Source organism: Sagittula sp. MA-2, assembly GCF_030126985.1.
Taxonomy (GTDB): domain Bacteria; phylum Pseudomonadota; class Alphaproteobacteria; order Rhodobacterales; family Rhodobacteraceae; genus Sagittula.
Genome location: NZ_CP126150.1, coordinates 1 through 17021, shown reverse-complemented (window position 1 = coordinate 17021; position 17021 = coordinate 1). Strand labels below are relative to the sequence as shown.

Here is a 17021-nt window from a genome sequence, read left to right as displayed (position 1 = left end):
CCCGAACCACGGAGAAATAATGTGAAGGACGTAGCCCTGAACTCCCTGAATGATAGCGATGGTGCCGCATTCCTTCGCATTATCGCGTCCTCGCGATTACGGACAATCCATCACAATCTCGAGGCGGCGCTGACCGCGACCGGCGTCAACGATGCCTCCGGTCAGACGAACGCCTCTGCGGCGCGGTCTGCAGCGAAGTCACGGTTCGAGAGCACCAAGCAGCGCTTCTTCAACCACCTGCTCCTCGGCATGAAGGCCCCGACCATCATCCGCGCCATCGGCGAGGATCTGGCGGAGGGATATGCCTGCGTCATCCAGGTGGTCTCCACCGGCGAGAGCCTCCTGAAACGGCGTCTGGAGGCGATGGACCCCGAGGATGAGTTGACGCAGGGCGCGCTGACCCCGCGCGACTATGTCTTATCCCAAGCTTGGGATAAAACATAATATGCCGCGTCACCGTTATGCGGAGTTCTGGGTTTCAAGTTGTTGTTCTGGTGATTCATTTTCGGGTTTCCGCTTTGGATAATCATGATGCCTCTGCTCTCAATCGCAGAAGGATATCCCCCATGAACACTCCCTCAAACTCTCCGCGCCGTGCGCGCGACGGCGTCGACAACCTCGCTCTGGTCGTCGCGTACCACGCCGACAATCCAAGGCTTTCCCCGGGCGCGCTGAGCGCAGCCCGCCATTTTCTGAAGTGGGCGCATGCACGGAAAGTCTCTGTCCGTGACCTCGACGCGTCGGTTTTTGACAGGTTTCTTCGTCACCGCTGCCGCTGCGGTCGCTACAGCCCCAAACAATTGCGTAGCCCGATGTATGCCACCTATACCCGGCGGTTTCTTCGATATCTCGAGGAGACTGGCGTGGTTGTGATCCCCAATGACACCGCCCGGCTTGGACAGCACCTGGAGGCTTTTGCAGAGAAGCTCGACACCGCAGGCTACAGCAAGGTGTCGTGCACAACACTGCTCAGCCACGCCAGCCATTTTGCCGAATGGGTTTTCCAGCAGCGAGTTCCGGTGACCGCAATCGGTGACGGAACCATCGATCAGTTCGCGCGGCACGAATGCCGCTGCGGGGAAATGACCAAACATGGCAAAAAGGTTCTGGCGTCTCATTATAAGAACCGCAAACGAGGTGCCCTTGCGCTTGTCCGGCACCTGATCGCCGAAGGTCTGCTCTCGCCCGAAGCACCTGACAAAGTCTCCGCAGAAGATCCACGTCTGACCGGCTTTTCGGAATGGCTGCGAAGCGAGCGTGGGGTGACGCCCAAGACCGTACGGCGCTATTTGAATGAAGCGGGCCGCTGGCTGGAACGCCTTGGGGCAACTCCGAAGGATTACAGCGCTGCGTCCATCCGGTCGATCGTCCTGGACCAGGGCGAAGAACGCTCCCGATCATCTGTGCGCAAGACGGTCACCGTGTTGCGCGCCTTCCTGCGCTTTACGATCGTCCAGGGCGCATGCGCCCCGTCGCTCCTGCATGCGGTGCCATCTGCTGTTCGGCGCAAGCTTTCTACAGTCCCGCGCACGATTCCCACTGCGAAGATCGAAGAGATCATCGTCTCCTGTCGCACCAATACGCCGGTCGAGATCCGGGACCGCGCGATACTTCTCCTTCTCGCCCGGTTGGCCCTGCGCGCGGGGGATATCTGGCAGTTGCATTTGTCAGATATCGACTGGCGCGCGAGTCGGTTGCGATTGTACGGCAAGGGCAGGCGCGGCGTGATGATGCCGCTGCCGCAGGATGTAGGCGATGCGCTGCTGGCCTATATCGAGAATGCGCGTCCGGTGGTCGCGTCGGACAGGGTCTTTCTCCGAGTCCAGGCTCCTTTCACCCCGCTGCGATCCTCCGCCGAGATTGCCGGGATCGTTTCCCGCGTCCTGAGACGCGGCGGCTTTACCGGCTTGCCGACCGGTTCGCATGTCTTTCGCCATTCACTGGCTTCCGCCTGGCTGCGCGGTGGTGCGGACCTTGACCTGATCGGTGCCGCGCTGCGCCACAGTTCCCGCGATACGACCGCGATCTATGCCAAGGTCGATGTCGGGATGCTGGCGGAAGTGGCTCAACCATGGCCGGGGTACGAGTCATGATACATCACCACGTTGATCGCTTCGTCCAATTCAGCCGCACACTCGGAAAGAAGTTCACCGCGCAGGAGGTATCCTTGCGCGCCTTCGCGGATTTTGCCGCGGAACGATCCATCACGCATCTGACAGCAGCACTGATTCTCGAATGGGCCGGCGGAGCTGCAACGCCGGACGCCGCGCAGGCCCGGTTTGATCGCGCCCGCGCGCTGGCGGTGTTCCTGCATGCGGAGGATGCGCAGCACGAGATACCGGCGATAGGGCTTCTGGGCCGATCACGGCGAAGGCGGCCCGCTCCACATATTCTGACGCGAGACCAGATCAATCGGATCATGCAGGAAGCGCTTCTGGTGCCCGGCCTGTCGCCGATCAGCCCGCTGACTTACCATAACCTGTTCGGGCTGCTCGCTTCGACGGGTTTGCGGATTTCGGAGGCATTGTCCCTGCAGCGCGGCGATCTGACGGAAGACGGCCTCATGATCCGCAAGGGCAAGTTCGGCAAAACCCGTCTCGTTCCCATCCATGCCTCGACCCGCGCCGCGCTGGATCGGTATCTTGAAGCCCGCAACAGCCTACGCAAAGTAGGCGATGCGCTTTTCGTTCTGGGCCATGGCCGCCCCCCGACGGCGACGAGGGTCCACGTGGTTTTCGTGCGGATCGTGCGCAAGCTCGGCTATCGCAACCCAACGGGTCCCGGTCCCCGGGTGCACGATCTGCGCCATACCTTCGCCGTGCGATCGCTGGAGGCCTGCGGGAACAACCCGCAGGCGGTGTTGCGGCACATGAAGGCCTTGAGCACCTATCTCGGCCATGTGGATATTGCCAACACCTACTGGTACCTTGAGGCCACGCCGGTTCTGTTGCGGATGATTGCGTCGACCGCCGAGGAGACCTGGATCGGAGGTGCGACATGACCCCGCTTGCTCCCGACCTTTCCGCCTTTCTGCAAACCCATCTTCCCGATGAATGCGGGGCAAGCCGGCATACCATCGCGGCCTATGCCCGTGCTTTCGCCCTCTTGCTGCGGTTTGTCGCCGGGCGGCTCAAGCGAACTCCATCGGAACTTTTCATCGAAGATATTGATGTGCAGATGGTCAGGGCGTTCCTCGAACATATCGAAGAGGGACGCGCCAATTCCATCCGGTCCCGCAACGCGCGACTGGCAGCGATCAAATCGTTTTTTCGTTTCATTGAGCATCGCCATCCGGCCTGCCTTGAGCAGGCAAGGATGATCCGCGCCATGCCGACCAAGCGGACAGACGCCAAGCTGATCGATTATCTGACCAAGGAAGAAGTCCGCGCCCTGCTTGCCGCGCCGAACCGCCACACGCGGGGCGGATTGCGGGATCGGGCCATGTTGCATCTGGCCTATGCGGCGGGGTTGAGGGCGTCCGAACTGCTCGCGGTGCGGATGGACGATTTTCCCGATGGGTCGTTTTCCAGCCTGCGGATCCTGGGCAAGGGACGGCGGGAGCGTGTGCTGCCGCTCTGGAAGGAGACCCAGGGCGCCATCCGGGCGTGGCTGGCCGTCCGGCCCGGCAATGTAGGCCCGGAACTGTTTCTGAACCGAGATGGGCGGCAAATGACGCGGGATGGATTTGCATATCGGCTCAGGCAGCATGTGACGGTGGCCGAACGTTCGGCGCCGTCGATTGCCGCAAAGCACGTCACCCCACATGTGCTGCGGCACAGCTGCGCCATGCACACGCTTCAGGCCACCGGCGATATCCGCAAGGTCGCGCTCTGGCTTGGCCATGCCAGCATCCAGACGACCGAGATGTATCTGCGCGCGGATCCAACCGAGAAGCTTGCGCTTCTCGAGGCGCATCACGCACCGCTGATCAAGCCCGGCAAGTTCCGTGAGCCTTCGGACAAGCTGATGCAAATATTGGCCGTCGCCGCGCAGCGTTCCTGAACGACAAGACAAAATTGGCGTCCCGCATTCTGCGGGGCGCTATTCCATCACATAGCCAAGCGCCCGATAGCCCGTCCTTCGTTTGGCAGCCATTCTGGCGAGGACGGGGACCGAACTGTCGACATAGTCAACCACCAACACGTCTTTCTTGTCGTCATGCCGCCGGTGCAACCTGCCGACATATTGCGCCAACGTTCCCTTCCATGCGATCGGCATCGTCAGGAACAGGGTGTCGAGCCGCGCATCATCGAAGCCCTCGCCGATATAGCGCCCTGTCGCGAGGATCAGCCGTTCCTCATCATCGGCAACGCTCAACGCCGTCTGCGCGGCCTTCCGGTCCGTTGCCGACATGCCGCCCCGGAGCACGGCGATATTCCTGGCGAATCTGGAAAACCGCTGCTGGAGATAGTCGAGGTGATCCTTTCGCTCGGTCAGGACAATCGGCGAGCGCTTGGCCTCAAGCGATTTCAGAACGTCGTCGAAGATCAGGTCGTTTCGGGTCTCATCCGCCGCCAGTGCTGCATAAATTGCGGGCATGGACGGGCGCTCGGCCATGGCGAGCGCCTCCGGCAACCGGAATCTCGTGTGACGTTCCCGCGCCCGATGGCGAAGGCCGCTTTCGGCGGCCTGCGATTTTGCGCTCACCTGATGGCGCACCGGGCCGCATTGCATGAAGATGATCGGGTGATGCCCGTCCTTTCGGGCAACGGTTGCCGACAATCCGGTGACATAGCGCGCTTTCGATCTGCGGGCGACGAGTTCGAAGCTTGCAGCGGACAAGTGATGGCATTCATCAACGACAAGATGGCCGTAATCGGCAACGATGTCGTCAACTTCACCCTTGCGAACCAGACTCTGGATAAGCGCCACGTCGATCACACCGGTGGGTTTGCGCTTTCCGGCCCCGATGGCGCCGATCAGCTTGGGATCGATCTGCAAAAATGAGCCAAGCCGTTCGACCCATTGATTCAGCAATTCCCGGCGGTGCACCAGAACCAGCGTGTTGCGGGCGCGATGTGCGATCAGCGCGGAGGCCACGACCGTCTTGCCGAAGGCGGTGGTGGCGGCCAGCACGCCGGTATCGTGTTCGACCAATGCGTCAAATGCCTGCGACTGTTGCCGGCGCAGCTCGCCTCGGAAGCGCACAATCTCCGGCAAAGGGGCTCCGTCCTCACGCAAATCGTCCACTTCGACAGTTGCTCCGTGATCGGAGAAAAACCCGGTCACCTCATCAAAGCAGCCACGCGGCAACGCGACGTGCCGGGGATGCAACTCGGCGCAGGACACAATGCGGGGCTTCCCGAATGTAGGCAGCCGCATCGCTTGTGCGCGGTAGAATTCGGGATTCTGGAACGCGGCCAACCGCACCAGTTGGGCAATCATGGCCGATGGAAGGTCGGATCGGTCGATGTAAATTTGATCGGCAACCGTCACCTTGATGGTCTGCGGGATGGGCACTTCCAGTCGACGCGGCGTGCTGCGACGTGACGGAGGCATTTTCCAAGGTTCGTCCGCCTGCTCGTCCTCAACCGGCATGCGGACGCCCAGCACCCGCCCGAAAAGCTCCGCCGCTTCAACGAGGTTGGTCACCGCTGCGGCGGTCATTCGCGGCAAGGAAGACAAATAGGCCCACTGATCATCATATGGCCGCATGTCCGCGTCGACAAAGACGCTGTTGCCCACCTTGCGCGCGGTGTTCTGGAGCGGCAGCGCGATCAGGTTGCCAAACCCGCCAAGCGGCATGATGTCCTGGTTCGGAAACAGCCGGTCATAGGATGCGAAGCCGATTTCCGGCCGCCTTTCCATCGTTTCCGTGATCAGGACGGATCCAAGCTGGCGCGCCAGACGGGCAGAAACCGCTTCAGCAAAGAATATCCAGACATGCCCGCCGTTACCCGACCTCGACCGCTCCAACGCTGCGGGCACGCCCTTCACCCGGCAGGTTTCGAGCAGCGCATTGGCGTCCTCCGACCAGGAAGTCTTGTCAAAATCCGCCGCCAGGAACCAGCAGGTATCTCCGGGCAAGAGCGGATAGACGCCTGCAACAAAATCCCCGCCCCGACCGTCGTCGCCACGCAGGTGCCTTGCAATAACACCTTCATCCGGCGGTATGAACTTCTGATGAGGACACTCGCCGCATTTGACCTTTGGCTTGCCACAGATGCCCTTCACCCATTCGTTGCCGCAAGCCGGCGAGTATCCTGAGCGACCGGTCCTCCTGTTTTCCCATCGCACCGGAAACACGTCAGGCCGACCGGCGAACAGGCGACGGAACAGCTCGACCTTTTGGTGCGACGGAGAAGCATTCGTAACCGGGGCGTTCTCGAATGAGGATTGTCTCACTGCCGGCACGTGCTCTGCAGCGAGACGAGCCTCTAGCGCTGCAACGTCGCGCTGAAGCTGCGTTCGTTCGACATCCAGATCGGCCAGACGGGCTCGAACCCGCGCCAACTCCGCCTCAATGTCGCTTCTGTCCGCCACCTGCGATTTCCACCCAGACCTTTCCGCCCCGTCCAGCATAAAGCGCGAAAGCGGCAGGCGTAAGCAGGTCGTCGGCTTCGGCGCGGCCGCCGACCGGAGAGTTCGAGGGGGAGTTCATGGGGATGTCCTTCTGCAGTTGAGAGCAGAGGCATCATTATTATCCAAAGCGGGAACCCGAAAATGAAACGCCAGAACAACAGCTTGAAACCCAGAACTCAGCATAACGCTGACGCGGCATATTACGTCCTGGGCTACCTCGAACAGGCTTTCCCGATCCACGCCCAGAAACTCGTCGAGATCGACGGGACCATGGTGGCAGAGCCGCTTCGGGACGCGGATGGCGCTCTGGTCGTCTCGCGCGAGGCCGTAGCCCTGCGCGATGCGGCGATGATGGAGCTGATGGCCCTGGCTCCCATCCCCTCCGCGCTCGATCAGATCCTCTGGGCCGTTGGAGACGAGGCGGTGGCCGAGGTGACGGGGCGCTCTGTCAGGCCGCTGAAGTCGCCGGACGGCGCGCTCTTCATCGAGAAGCGGTCCGCCAGCAGCAATTCCTCGGAAACCCGGGCCTTCATGGAGGGCGAGAAGGACATCCTCATCTTCTCCGATGCCGGAGGCACGGGTCGATCCTATCATGCCGCCAGATCGGCGAAGAACCAGAAGCGGCGGCGGCACTACCTGCTGGAGCCCGGCTGGCGGGCCGATGCGGCGATCCAGGGGCTCGGCCGCACGCATCGCTCGGCCCAGGTCAGTGCACCTTTCTTCCGGGTCTGCACCTCGGATGTCCATGGCGAGAAACGCTTCACCTCGACGATCGCCCGGCGGCTCGACCAATTGGGGGCGCTCACCAAGGGGCAGCGCGAGACCGGCTCGCAGGGTATGTTCCGCGAGGAGGACAATCTCGAAAGCCCGATCGCGCGGGCCGCACTGCGCGGCTATTACGCCGACCTGGCCGCCGGGCGTGCCGGGGCGATGAGCTATGAGCGGTTCGCGGACTGGACCGCGCTTCGGCTGATTGATCAGGACGGGGTGCTGCTGGAAGAGTTGCCGCCCAACCAGCGCTTCCTGAACCGGATGCTGGCGCTGCCGATCCATATGCAGAACGCGCTCTTCGCCGAGTTCATGACCCGGATTGCCGATCAGACCGAACGGGCGCGGGCCGCGGGCACGCTCGAACTCGGGGTCGAGACTCTGCGCGGTGAGAGGATCGAGCAGGTCTCGGCTGAGGACCTCTGGACCTGTCCACGGTCCGGGGCGGTGACGCGGATCATCGGGCTCGAGGTGACAGACCCTGTCCATGTCCTCGCGGGGGATGACGCGGTGGATCGAAACCACGACAAGCTGCCGATGGTCAATCGCGCCTCAGGACGCGCGGCGCTGATCTCGTCGCGGCCCATGCAGATCTATGACGAGGAGACCGTCACGCTGATGCGTAAGGTCACGCGGCCGACTGGATCGACCTATGTCGAGGAGGGGAAGTACCAGGCCTCGGCTTGGGAAGAGATCGCGCGCCGGGAGTTCCTGCGTCTCTGGGACGCGGAGGCCGACAGCCTGCCGAAAACCACCACGACGAAGCTCAATCTCCTCACCGGGCTCCTGCTGCCGATCTGGAAGGACATCCCTTCGGGCAACGAGCGCATCTATCGGGTCACGCCGGAAGGGCAGGGCAGCATGATCGGCCGGACCGTCAGCGAAGACGGTGCGGCCGCGCTGCGTGCCCGGTTCATGGTGGGCACACCGAAGACCCCGCAGGAGATGCTGACGGCGGCGCTCGGCTCCACCGCGCCGGTCGACCTGGGCCGGGGCCTCACGCTCACCCGCCGCCGGGTCGCGGGCGCGGCCCGTCTCGAGATCGACGGGGCCGGCCGGGGTGCGATCGACGGGCTGAAGGCTCTGGGCTGTTTTACCGAGATCATCGCCTACCAGCTCCGGGTCTTCGTGCCGCACGGGGAGGGTGTCGAGACCGCCGCGATCCTCGGCCGGATCGTGGGGGCGGGCTCTCCCAAGGCGGCAGATCGCGCCGCCTAAGCGGTGCCGATCTATCGGACGTGGACGGCGGCTTCATCGCCCGTGCGCCTCGCCCCAGCCTGGAGGCGATGCGTCGTCACATCACCGATGCCGGGCCAGCGGTGCAGGCATGATGCCGACACTGCGGGCTGAGCGCGCCGCGTCGCCAAGGTCAAAACTGGAACTGGAGATCAAAATGAACATCACGCAGATCATGGCCGCCGTGGATGCCGGCAAATCCGTCCACTGGGCCAACGAGGGCTACCGGGTGCATCGCGATAGCTTTGGCCAATACCTCATCACCTATGTGCCGAACGGCAGCACGATCGGTCTGACCGACCGGAGTGGCCGTCGCCTGAACGGGGCCGAGGCCCACTTCTTCATATCGGTGTTCACGCGTGGAGCAGACGGGGAGCAGGGAAGGGAGGTGCGAGGGGCGACGTCGGAGGGCCATCCTGACGCCGGGACGGGCTGACGGGCAGGAGAGAAAGGAAAGAGGGCTTTGGGTTTTGCGATCCCATGAGGGGTCGAAAAGCAATCCCGCGTGCTCTGGCAGGAAGCCGGGCACCGGCAAACCCAAGGAGAAGACCCATGTTCGCAGGAACCCTGACCAGGAACGCCGAGACCGCAGCCACCGCCTATTCCGGTATGATCCACTCCACCCGGTTCGACATCGCCATCCAGCTCGAGAGCCGGACGAAGATGTCCGAGCGGAGCCCGGACTATGACGTGACCGCGGTGAACAAATCCGGCCGGAAGGTGCGTATCGGCACGGCTTGGAACGAGACCGGCAACACCACCGGTAACCATTACATCTCGATGCAGATCGATGTAGGCCTCGGGCCCTTCCGGGTCAACGCCGTGCAGACGAAGGAAGCACGCGAAGCGATGACCGGTGAGTTCGAGATCATCCCGCTGGTTTCGAACGGTTCCATGAAGTCCGGCTCGATCTCGGGCGAGCTGACCGCGATGGATGCCGACAACGCCTTCGCCGGCTACATCGCCAACATGATGTTCGACCTCGACTTCATGCTGATCGAGAACGAGTTCAAGACCGAGGGGACCCATCCCGACTACCGGATCGAAGTCAGCTCGCCGCGCGGCCACCCGATCCGCGTCGGCTCGGCCTGGATGGCAAAAAGCAACCGCACCGGCAACGACTACGTCTCGCTCCTCATCAACACGCCGGATGGCGATCTGCGGGTGAACGCCGTGCAGAATGAGGAGCAACGCGGCGGCCAGACCTTCTCTATCATTCCCTTCGTCGAGAGCGCCGGCCAGGACCGGTCGGACAACGCCGGGCTCGCCCTCGTCGGCTGACAGGCAGCGACTTTTACAGAACTGGCGTCCCGGGCAACCGGGGCGCTTTCGCCCGTGCAGGCCTGATCCTCCTCCGATGAAACAGGCCTGACTGAGCGCTGTCGGCATGTCTCCGGTCGGCCAGCGACCCCTGTCCGCAAGAGGCAGGTCCCGTGAGGGGAGCCGCGACAGCGCGGCTCCCCTCTTTTCGTTTCACCCCGACAGAAAGACCAAACACATGTTCAAACTCACCCATCCCAAGCTGGTCACGCTCGCCGAGGCCGAAGGCTATGCCGATGTCGTGGACTTCCTGGAGGACCATGCGCAGGGCTGCATCGTGCCCGCGATCTGCATGGCGCCCGATTGCGATCACACCGCCGAACTCGAACCGGATCAGCGCGCCGGCTTCTGTGAGGCCTGCGGCCGCCCCTCCATGAAATGCGGCCTCGTCATCGCAGGCATGAACTGAGCGGCGCTGGCCGCGATCCTCTTAAAAGATTGGAAACGACATGATACAGCACGATCCCAAAAAGATTGCCGAACGAGGCGCATCCGGTTTCTCCGAAGCCGAGATCGCGACCATCGACGCCGCCCGCACCATCCTGCGCAGGCATGCCCGCTCGACCGTTGCACTGCAGTCCTGGGCCATGCTGACCGACTACCTGGCTCTGAACGCCGTTCATGAACGGGTCGAGGTGTTTCGGGTGCTGCTTCTGGACCGGAAGAACAGGCTGATCCGCGACAGGGTCATGACTCGCGGCAGCATCGATCACTTCCCGGTATATGTCAGCGAGGTGCTCCGCGCCGCCCTCGTTCTCGATGCCTCTGCCCTCATCCTCTGCCACAACCACCCCTCCGGCGATCCGCATCCGAGCCAGACCGACATCGAGCTCACCCGCAAGATCGTGGAGGCCTGCAAGGTGATGGAGATCGTGGTCCACGATCACATCATCGTCGGCTTCGGACGGGAGAGGAACGCGTTCAGCATGCGTGCTGCGGGGATGTTGTCTGATTAAGTTTGCGCACTGGAATGCGGTGCAACCGCCACTTGCCAGTCGTATCGCTAGCAGTAGTTGGCCCGCCTGATCCGCGACCGCGCCGCCGGCGTCTCCAGATGGGCATACCGACCTCCGGAATATCTCCGACAATCGAGCGCGTGACCGGCCGCGATCAGCGCGGCGCCGATGTCCTCGCCATCGGCGTAACAAATGCCCACCCATCGGTCATGGGTCCGCTCGCCGTTGAGCTCGCATTCTATCGAACGGCCATCGAGGTAGTTCACCATCCAGTGCCTGGCGTCCCGGCCCGCCCGCGTTCCGAGTTCGGGTGCATCGACCCCGTTCAGGCGCACAGGTGTTCCGGAGACCACGATGGTGTCCGCGTCCCGGATCTGCACCTGCGCGATGGCTGGAGATGTCAGCAGGACCACGACGACCGGGATCAGATATTTCAACCTCCGCCTCCTCTGCAGGTGGGTCCCCATTCTTCCGGGCGTACCACTCTTAGACCCTTATCGCATCAATTGGCCCGAAGCGCCCACTGCCTGACGGCCTCCCCCGCTCGGCTTCGCGTGTCGCAGGCGAGAACGGCCCTGCGGCCCGTCGCGCATTCGGCCATGCGGCCTCACCGCGGCGTTGCGCCCGGCATCCCGGTTTGCCCGTCTCGCGAGCACGTCGCTCCCCGGCCGCTCCGCCGGATTGCGCTCCGGTCTGTTTTGCGGTGCAAAACGATCCCGCCACTCCATCCGTCTCCCGCGTCCGGTCGCGCCCCTTGCCTGCTCGCGTCGGGCAAACCTACCGTCAACACACACATGAGTGCGGAAGCATATCCTCCGGATGGCCCCCAAATCAGCCCGCGTCAAGGATCGCAAAACTTTTCGGCGAGGGCGGCGGGGGTGAAGAGGGCAGTCCAGTGGTCGATGACGCGCCTGTGGTGGGCGATGCGCCCGGAAAACTTTTGCGCCCGGCACGCCGGCGGCTTCGCCGTCCCTGACCCGGACAGATTCGGTGAACCAGACGTACGGCCATGCCACCACACTCACGTGGTGGTTCCCCGAACATCTGGAGACACCAACATGACTTACGAGAACGCGAACGCCTACGAGACCATCGAACTTTTCGGCCTGACGGAGAAAGGCGCGGAGCTGCCGATCCCCGACGATCACATCCTGACCGACAGCATCGTCCGCGAGACTTTCGAGGCCCTGCTCGGCCAGCTGCGCGGCACCGGCCTTGAGGCCGAGATCGAACCGCTCGCGCACGGGCTCGCCACAATCCTGCAGCGCCGCAAGGTCGCTCTCGGCAAGGAGCTCGACCGCACCGCCGACAAGATCGGCGCCCTGGCAAAATCCCACGACGGATCGGAGATCGCCGAGACCGCGCTCGAAGAGGCGCAGGTCCGCTTCCTGCAGGTCCGCGAGATTGTCGGGGCCATCGAGGTGATGAGCGAGGCGGCGGCGGAATGCTACGAGGTCGAGACCGGCCATGCCTTCATCCCGGCCGCGGGATCGCGCGCCAGTGCTCGCGCTCAGGAGACCGGAGCGGTCTTCGAGGCCCGGCAGTTGCTGGAACAGCATGATCGTGAAACCGCCGCGCAGTCGAAGGTCGAGGGGGTTCCCCTGATCGTCTCGGGGGCGACCGACTGGACCGATATCGACGTCATCTTCTCGACACTCGACAGGGTTCGCGAGCGCATCCGACAGAACCGCAACCAGGAGATCTTCCTCTGCCACAAGGGTGGCAAGCATGGCGCCGAGATGATTGCGGCACGGTGGGCGCGGGCGCGCGGCGTCGCGCAGGCGCGCTTTGATCCGCGTTGGTCCGCACATGGGCGGGCGGCTCCGTTCAAATGCAACGACGAGATGCTGGACGACAAGTTCGCTGCGACCGGGGTCGTGCTCTTCGGAGGCAACGGGGTCGCGCTCAACCTCGGGCAGAAGGCCGAGGCCAAGGGTCTGACTGTTATGCGGGTCGCTGACCCGGCGAAGAAGACTGCAGACGCGTGAATGAGAGAGGGTCGCCTTTGGGCGGCCCTTTCGTCGTTTTCACGTCGGCGTCTAAATGCGACCGAGCGGAGGGATCGAACTCACTAGGTGTTCAGTCCCGGCATCTGGTGGATCGGGTTGACGATGAATCTGTCCGGCTCTGAGGTCCAGACTTTGCAGACGTATTCGTAAGGCGTGAGGCCGCTGAGTGTCTTGAGCCTGCGGGCGAAGTTGTAAGCTGCCATGAAGTCGGCAAGGTGCGTGCGCAGCTGATCATGGCTGTCGTAATGGTAGCGCTTCACCGTTGCTTCCTTGATCGTTCGGTTCATCCGCTCGACCTGGCCATTGGTCCAAGGGTGGTTTGGCTTGGTCAGCCGATGCTCGATCCCGTTGGCTTCACAGATCATGTCGAAGCGCATTTGCCGGGAATAGGCGGTGTTGCGGTTGCGGGGCTGCTCGGCAAACTGGATGCCGTTATCGGTCAGGATCGTGTGGATCCGATAGGGAACAGCCTCCAGCAAGTGCTCCAGGAACTCCCACGCTGTCCGCCTGTCGGCCTTTTCGACGAGTTGGGTGACCGCGAGCTTGCTGGTGCGGTCGATGGCCACGAAGAGATAGAGCTTGCCCTCGGCCGTCTGCACCTCGGCGATATCCATGTGAAAGAAGCCGATGGGATAGCGCTTGAAGCGCTGCCGTTTCGGCTTGTCGCCTTCGACCTCGGGCAGACGCGAGATGCCGTGCCGCTGAAGGCACCGATGCAGCGCTGACCGGGTCAGATGTGGGATCGTGGGCTGAAGAGCATAGAGACAGTCGTCGAGCGGCAGCAACGTGTGCCGCCGGAAAGCGACGACCATCGCCTCTTCCTCTTCGCTCAGAACGCTGGAGCGCGGCTCTTTCGGCCCCGTCTTGCGATCTTCCACCGTCTCGCGCTTGCGCCACTTAGCCACCGTCTTCGGATTGATCCCGAGCTCACGGCTCAGCGCCGCGGTCGAAGCTTGCGATCGCTGTATTGCTGCTCTGACGGCGTGCGTGGTCGTGGCGCTGCCGTGACGAACCTGTCCCATAGTGCTTCCTTCCATTCCGACGAATGGATCGCACCATCAAACCGTGGGATCAAACACCTAGATGCAGCTTTTCGCCGATGACATCGTTTGCAAGATTCCCCTGAGGCGCTAGACGGGTAAGCCAGTTTGCAACGGTCACAGGTCCCCAGAGAAATGACTATTTACTACGATCAGTTTGAGACCTGGGAGGGGTCTTTCCGCGAACTGGCGGTTTCTCTGGTGGGCAAGGAAGCGATCGAAACTCTCGCTTCATCGAAGTTTGAATTCATCGAGGATGCAGGCGACGCCGTAGTTCAGCATACGGACATCGAAGCGGCATCAACCGCAATTTACGATTGGCTGCTGGCAAATGAATTCTGCGTCTTCCATGGTACACGTTTGCTGCCGGACGAAATCCTATCTGTGCAGCAACTTGGTCTGCGTCCGTTGGTGGCCGCAGACCGCAGGCAAAGAATCACAGAAATTCTCAAGACCCATCCTCAGTGGCATCACCTAGAACACCGACTTGCCGAGGTACTTGAAGATGTCGGCCCGAAAAACAAGCAAGGCCGACGGGAAGGACAAGTTCATTTCAGTCTATCTCGATCGGGCCTCGCGAATGGTTTCGACCACTATTTGAGCCACGGCTCTGAGTTTGATCGGCATGTTGTGCAACGGTTGTTCGGCGATCAATCGGGCCTTCACCTGCTCCACTCGGAGACCGTTCCCATCATCGTACATGTCCGCATTGGTGGCGAAGATCTCGTTCGCGGTGCCCATCCGCACTTCAGCTATTCTGACGTCATCGGTATGGGTGAAATTCCTGGGATTGCACGCGTCTTCCTGAACAGCTGGGCATTTAAGGTAGCGAACCCGAACTTCGATATTGCTAAGCTGCGAACTGACTGTTGCATGATGCAATCGGTCGCCACTCCGCCCGAACGGATCATCGATTTGGAAAAGTTCGGGGAGTTGGACGTAGAATGAGTGTCGAGCAACAAGTCGATAGGATGATCTCGTCAGCCCGGCCAGACCGAGGCCCGGCTGGACAGCTCGTCCTTCCAACTGGACAAAATACTGCGGTCTGATCACACGATGATCCGTGACTGGTTCGGTCAAGACGGGCCCCTGCCGGCGGTTGCACCGCCGTCACCGCGCTCGCAGGTTCCGGCCGTGCCGGCCTCCACCCGGAACACGAGGCCTCTGGCCACGCTGAGTGGCATACCCCGGCGGCGGTCTCCTGACGGAGCCAGCCGGCGGGGTTGCCCTCATGCGCGCCAGAAACCCCGCGATCCGCCGGTCCGGGTGCAGATCGCTGGGGCGGGCGCAGCGCAACGACCACGCCGCCCGATGACGGCGACACGTCCGGGTGGGCAACGCTGCTGCCAGACCCGCGGCTGTATCACCGCCCCGGATGATCGCGGTCGTTCCGATCGGGCGCACGCGAACCATCGCGCCGACGCGTTGGATGAGAGGGGGGCGGACCTGGTCAGGTCTGACATAACTCGACAGGACCGATGGCGGCTGAGGAGCGGGGTGCACATCCGGGTCTCCCCTCTTTGCTCATAGATGTGGATCGCACGGGGTCGGGCGGTCCGTGCCCTCCGCTCAGTAAGCGCTGTCTGCGCCGCACGCGGGATCAGCTTGACGGGTTGAAGTTCCAAGGCAGCAACTCGTCGATCCTGCTGTCCGGGTGACCGGCGGCGATGGCTTCGAGGGTCGTCCGCAGATAGGCGAAGGGCTCCACGCCATTTATCTTCGCGGTGGCGATCAGGGAGGCGATGCGGGCCCATGTGCGGCCGCCTTCATCATGGCCGGCGAAGAGAGCGTTCTTTCTCGTCAACGCGATCGGTCGGATCAGGTTCTCGACGGCATTGGAGTCGATCTCGACGCGGCCGTCGTGGAGGAAGGTCTGCAGACCGCCCCACTGGCGATGGATGTAGGTCAGCTTCTCGCCGAGGCGCGACTTGGCCGAGATGCGCAAGCGCTGTGCCTGCAGCCAGTCACCGAACTCGGCGACGAGAGGCGCGCTGCGGGCCTGGCGGGCGGACAGACGTTGGCCCGGGCCCATGCCGCGGATCTCGGCCTCGATGCGGTAGAGTTCGGCGATCCGGCGCAGCCCCTCGGAAGCGATCTCCGATCCATCCCGGTCGAAGACTTCCTTCAGCTTGCGGCGAGCGTGTGCCCAGCAGTGGGCAACCGTGATCGGCGCGCCGCCCTTGCGGGACGGGCGCGTCAGCCGATCGTAACCGGTGTAGCCATCCAGTTGCAGGATGCCGTCGAAGCCCTGCAGGATCTGCTCGGCATGCGCTCCTGCGCGACTGGGCTGGTAGGTGAACACGACACCGGGCGGGTCTTCTCCGCCCCATCCACGGTCATCCCGGGCAAGCGCCCAGAGGTAGCCGGTCTTGGTTCGGCCTCGTCCCGGATCGAGCACCGGGGCAGTCGTTTCATCCATGAAGAGCTTGGTCGATCCCTTCAGATGTTCGGCCAGCCGGTCGGCGACAGGACCGAGGTGGAAGGCTGCTGTGCCGGCCCAGTCCGCCAGGGTGCTGCGGTCGACCTGGATGCCGGAGCGCGCCAGGATCTGGCTTTGGCGGTAGAACGGCAGGTGATCCGCGAACTTCGAGACCAGCACGTGGGCGATGGCGCCCTCGGTCGGCATCCCGCCTTCGATCAGCCAAGGTGCGGCGGGCGCCTGGATGACCCCGTCCGTGCAGATCCGGCAGGCATACTTCGGCCGGATGTCGACCAGCACGCGGAGCTGCGCCGGAACGATGTCGAGGCGCTCGGTGCGGTCCTCACCGATCCGGTGCATGCGGCCACAGCCGCACGGGCAATCGAGGCTCGCCGGTTCGATGACACGCTCGATGCGCGGCAGGTCCGCAGGCAGATGACCGAGGTTGCGCTGCCGTGCCGGGCGCGGGGTTCTGGTGGATGGCGCGGCCTGCTCCTTGCGGGTCTCGACCTCGGCGACGGCCGTTTCCAGGTCCTCGAAGGCCAGCTGCCGGTCGTCTTCGCTCAGCTTCTCGGACCGCTTGCCATGTACGACATGGTTCAGCTCTGCCACGAGATGCTCCAGCCGGCGGTTCGCTTCCTTCAGCGCATCGCGCTCCTGCAGCACCGCCAGGACCGCGGCGCGCTGGCTCTCGGGGATCGCGGACAGGTCGATGGGCGGGGCGTCGGGCATGGCCGAATTATACCGTGCT

The 17021-nt window shown here is 63.1% G+C and carries 14 protein-coding genes and 1 pseudogene; 11 read left to right on the top strand and 4 right to left on the bottom strand.

Annotation, left to right across the window (positions count from 1 at the left end; genetic code table 11):
• Window positions 1-21 precede the first annotated feature (21 nt).
• The 4 genes from QNI11_RS25685 (at window position 22) to QNI11_RS25670 (ending at window position 4002) form a co-directional block, all read left to right on the top strand.
• The gene (locus QNI11_RS25685) at window positions 22-444 is read left to right on the top strand and encodes a hypothetical protein (RefSeq protein WP_283984016.1); all 423 of its coding nucleotides are present in this window, start codon (window positions 22-24) and stop codon (window positions 442-444) included.
• Window positions 445-566: 122 nt separating this feature from the next.
• A complete protein-coding gene (locus QNI11_RS25680) occupies window positions 567-2093 on the top strand; it encodes a tyrosine-type recombinase/integrase (RefSeq protein ID WP_283984015.1) in 1527 nt (508 codons plus the stop codon).
• Window positions 2090-3001, top strand: a complete 912-nt coding sequence (locus QNI11_RS25675) for a tyrosine-type recombinase/integrase (RefSeq protein WP_283984014.1) — start codon at window positions 2090-2092, stop codon at window positions 2999-3001. Before QNI11_RS25680 ends, QNI11_RS25675 begins: the two co-directional genes overlap by 4 nt.
• A complete protein-coding gene (locus QNI11_RS25670) occupies window positions 2998-4002 on the top strand; it encodes a tyrosine-type recombinase/integrase (RefSeq protein ID WP_283984013.1) in 1005 nt (334 codons plus the stop codon). Before QNI11_RS25675 ends, QNI11_RS25670 begins: the two co-directional genes overlap by 4 nt.
• A gap of 39 nt (window positions 4003-4041) precedes the next feature.
• Here the strand turns inward: QNI11_RS25670 and QNI11_RS25665 are convergent, their stop codons facing one another.
• Complete coding sequence (locus QNI11_RS25665) at window positions 4042-6483, bottom strand: DEAD/DEAH box helicase family protein (protein WP_283984012.1); 2442 nt, start codon at window positions 6481-6483, stop codon at window positions 4042-4044.
• A 240-nt stretch (window positions 6484-6723) separates the two neighbouring features.
• Between QNI11_RS25665 and QNI11_RS25660 the strand changes: the two are divergent.
• From QNI11_RS25660 to QNI11_RS25640, 5 genes and pseudogenes are all read left to right on the top strand, one after another.
• Window positions 6724-8508, top strand: a pseudogene (locus tag QNI11_RS25660) (strawberry notch C-terminal domain-containing protein); the annotation flags it as partial.
• 175 nt (window positions 8509-8683) lie between these two features.
• Complete coding sequence (locus tag QNI11_RS25655; RefSeq protein WP_088626523.1) at window positions 8684-8962, top strand: hypothetical protein; 279 nt, start codon at window positions 8684-8686, stop codon at window positions 8960-8962.
• A gap of 116 nt (window positions 8963-9078) precedes the next feature.
• Window positions 9079-9807 (top strand): DUF736 family protein, encoded by a 729-nt coding sequence (locus QNI11_RS25650; protein ID WP_088626522.1) that lies wholly within the window; start codon window positions 9079-9081, stop codon window positions 9805-9807.
• A 217-nt stretch (window positions 9808-10024) separates the two neighbouring features.
• On the top strand, window positions 10025-10255 hold the full coding sequence (locus QNI11_RS25645; protein ID WP_088626521.1) for a hypothetical protein: 231 nt from the start codon (window positions 10025-10027) through the stop codon (window positions 10253-10255).
• Between the two features lie 40 nt (window positions 10256-10295).
• Window positions 10296-10802 carry a RadC family protein gene (locus tag QNI11_RS25640; RefSeq protein ID WP_088626520.1) on the top strand — a complete coding sequence of 169 codons (507 nt, stop codon included), beginning with the start codon at window positions 10296-10298 and terminating at the stop codon, window positions 10800-10802.
• A gap of 47 nt (window positions 10803-10849) precedes the next feature.
• On the opposite strand, the gene QNI11_RS25635 is transcribed toward QNI11_RS25640, so the two are convergent.
• Window positions 10850-11239: a thermonuclease family protein gene (locus QNI11_RS25635; RefSeq protein WP_254919274.1), complete on the bottom strand. Its 390-nt coding sequence runs from the start codon at window positions 11237-11239 to the stop codon at window positions 10850-10852.
• A gap of 621 nt (window positions 11240-11860) precedes the next feature.
• Between QNI11_RS25635 and QNI11_RS25630 the strand changes: the two genes are divergently transcribed.
• A complete protein-coding gene (locus tag QNI11_RS25630; RefSeq protein ID WP_283984011.1) occupies window positions 11861-12790 on the top strand; it encodes a DUF2493 domain-containing protein in 930 nt (309 codons plus the stop codon).
• An 83-nt stretch (window positions 12791-12873) separates the two neighbouring features.
• On the opposite strand, the gene QNI11_RS25625 is transcribed toward QNI11_RS25630, so the two are convergent.
• Window positions 12874-13833: an IS481 family transposase gene (locus QNI11_RS25625; protein ID WP_283984010.1), complete on the bottom strand. Its 960-nt coding sequence runs from the start codon at window positions 13831-13833 to the stop codon at window positions 12874-12876.
• Window positions 13834-13986: 153 nt separating this feature from the next.
• Here QNI11_RS25625 and QNI11_RS25620 point away from each other — a divergent pair, with 153 nt between their 5' ends.
• Window positions 13987-14799, top strand: a complete 813-nt coding sequence (locus tag QNI11_RS25620) for a hypothetical protein (RefSeq protein WP_088626517.1) — start codon at window positions 13987-13989, stop codon at window positions 14797-14799.
• A 652-nt stretch (window positions 14800-15451) separates the two neighbouring features.
• Here QNI11_RS25620 and QNI11_RS25615 read toward each other — a convergent pair.
• Window positions 15452-17002 carry an IS66 family transposase gene (locus QNI11_RS25615; protein ID WP_283980626.1) on the bottom strand — a complete coding sequence of 517 codons (1551 nt, stop codon included), beginning with the start codon at window positions 17000-17002 and terminating at the stop codon, window positions 15452-15454.
• Window positions 17003-17021: the final 19 nt, after the last annotated feature.

Excerpts from the sequence above, each read along its gene's own strand:
- QNI11_RS25670 (WP_283984013.1), top strand. The coding sequence starts at position 2,998 with ATGACCCCGCTTGCTCCCGACCTTTCCGCCTTTCTGCAAACCCATCTT.
- QNI11_RS25655 (WP_088626523.1), top strand. The coding sequence starts at position 8,684 with ATGAACATCACGCAGATCATGGCCGCCGTGGATGCCGGCAAATCCGTC.
- QNI11_RS25640 (WP_088626520.1), top strand. The coding sequence starts at position 10,296 with ATGATACAGCACGATCCCAAAAAGATTGCCGAACGAGGCGCATCCGGT.
- QNI11_RS25630 (WP_283984011.1), top strand. The coding sequence starts at position 11,861 with ATGACTTACGAGAACGCGAACGCCTACGAGACCATCGAACTTTTCGGC.
- QNI11_RS25680 (WP_283984015.1), top strand. The coding sequence starts at position 567 with ATGAACACTCCCTCAAACTCTCCGCGCCGTGCGCGCGACGGCGTCGAC.
- QNI11_RS25620 (WP_088626517.1), top strand. The coding sequence starts at position 13,987 with ATGACTATTTACTACGATCAGTTTGAGACCTGGGAGGGGTCTTTCCGC.
- QNI11_RS25615 (WP_283980626.1), bottom strand. The coding sequence starts at position 17,002 with ATGCCCGACGCCCCGCCCATCGACCTGTCCGCGATCCCCGAGAGCCAG.
- QNI11_RS25675 (WP_283984014.1), top strand. The coding sequence starts at position 2,090 with ATGATACATCACCACGTTGATCGCTTCGTCCAATTCAGCCGCACACTC.
- QNI11_RS25650 (WP_088626522.1), top strand. The coding sequence starts at position 9,079 with ATGTTCGCAGGAACCCTGACCAGGAACGCCGAGACCGCAGCCACCGCC.
- QNI11_RS25625 (WP_283984010.1), bottom strand. The coding sequence starts at position 13,833 with ATGGGACAGGTTCGTCACGGCAGCGCCACGACCACGCACGCCGTCAGA.
- QNI11_RS25645 (WP_088626521.1), top strand. The coding sequence starts at position 10,025 with ATGTTCAAACTCACCCATCCCAAGCTGGTCACGCTCGCCGAGGCCGAA.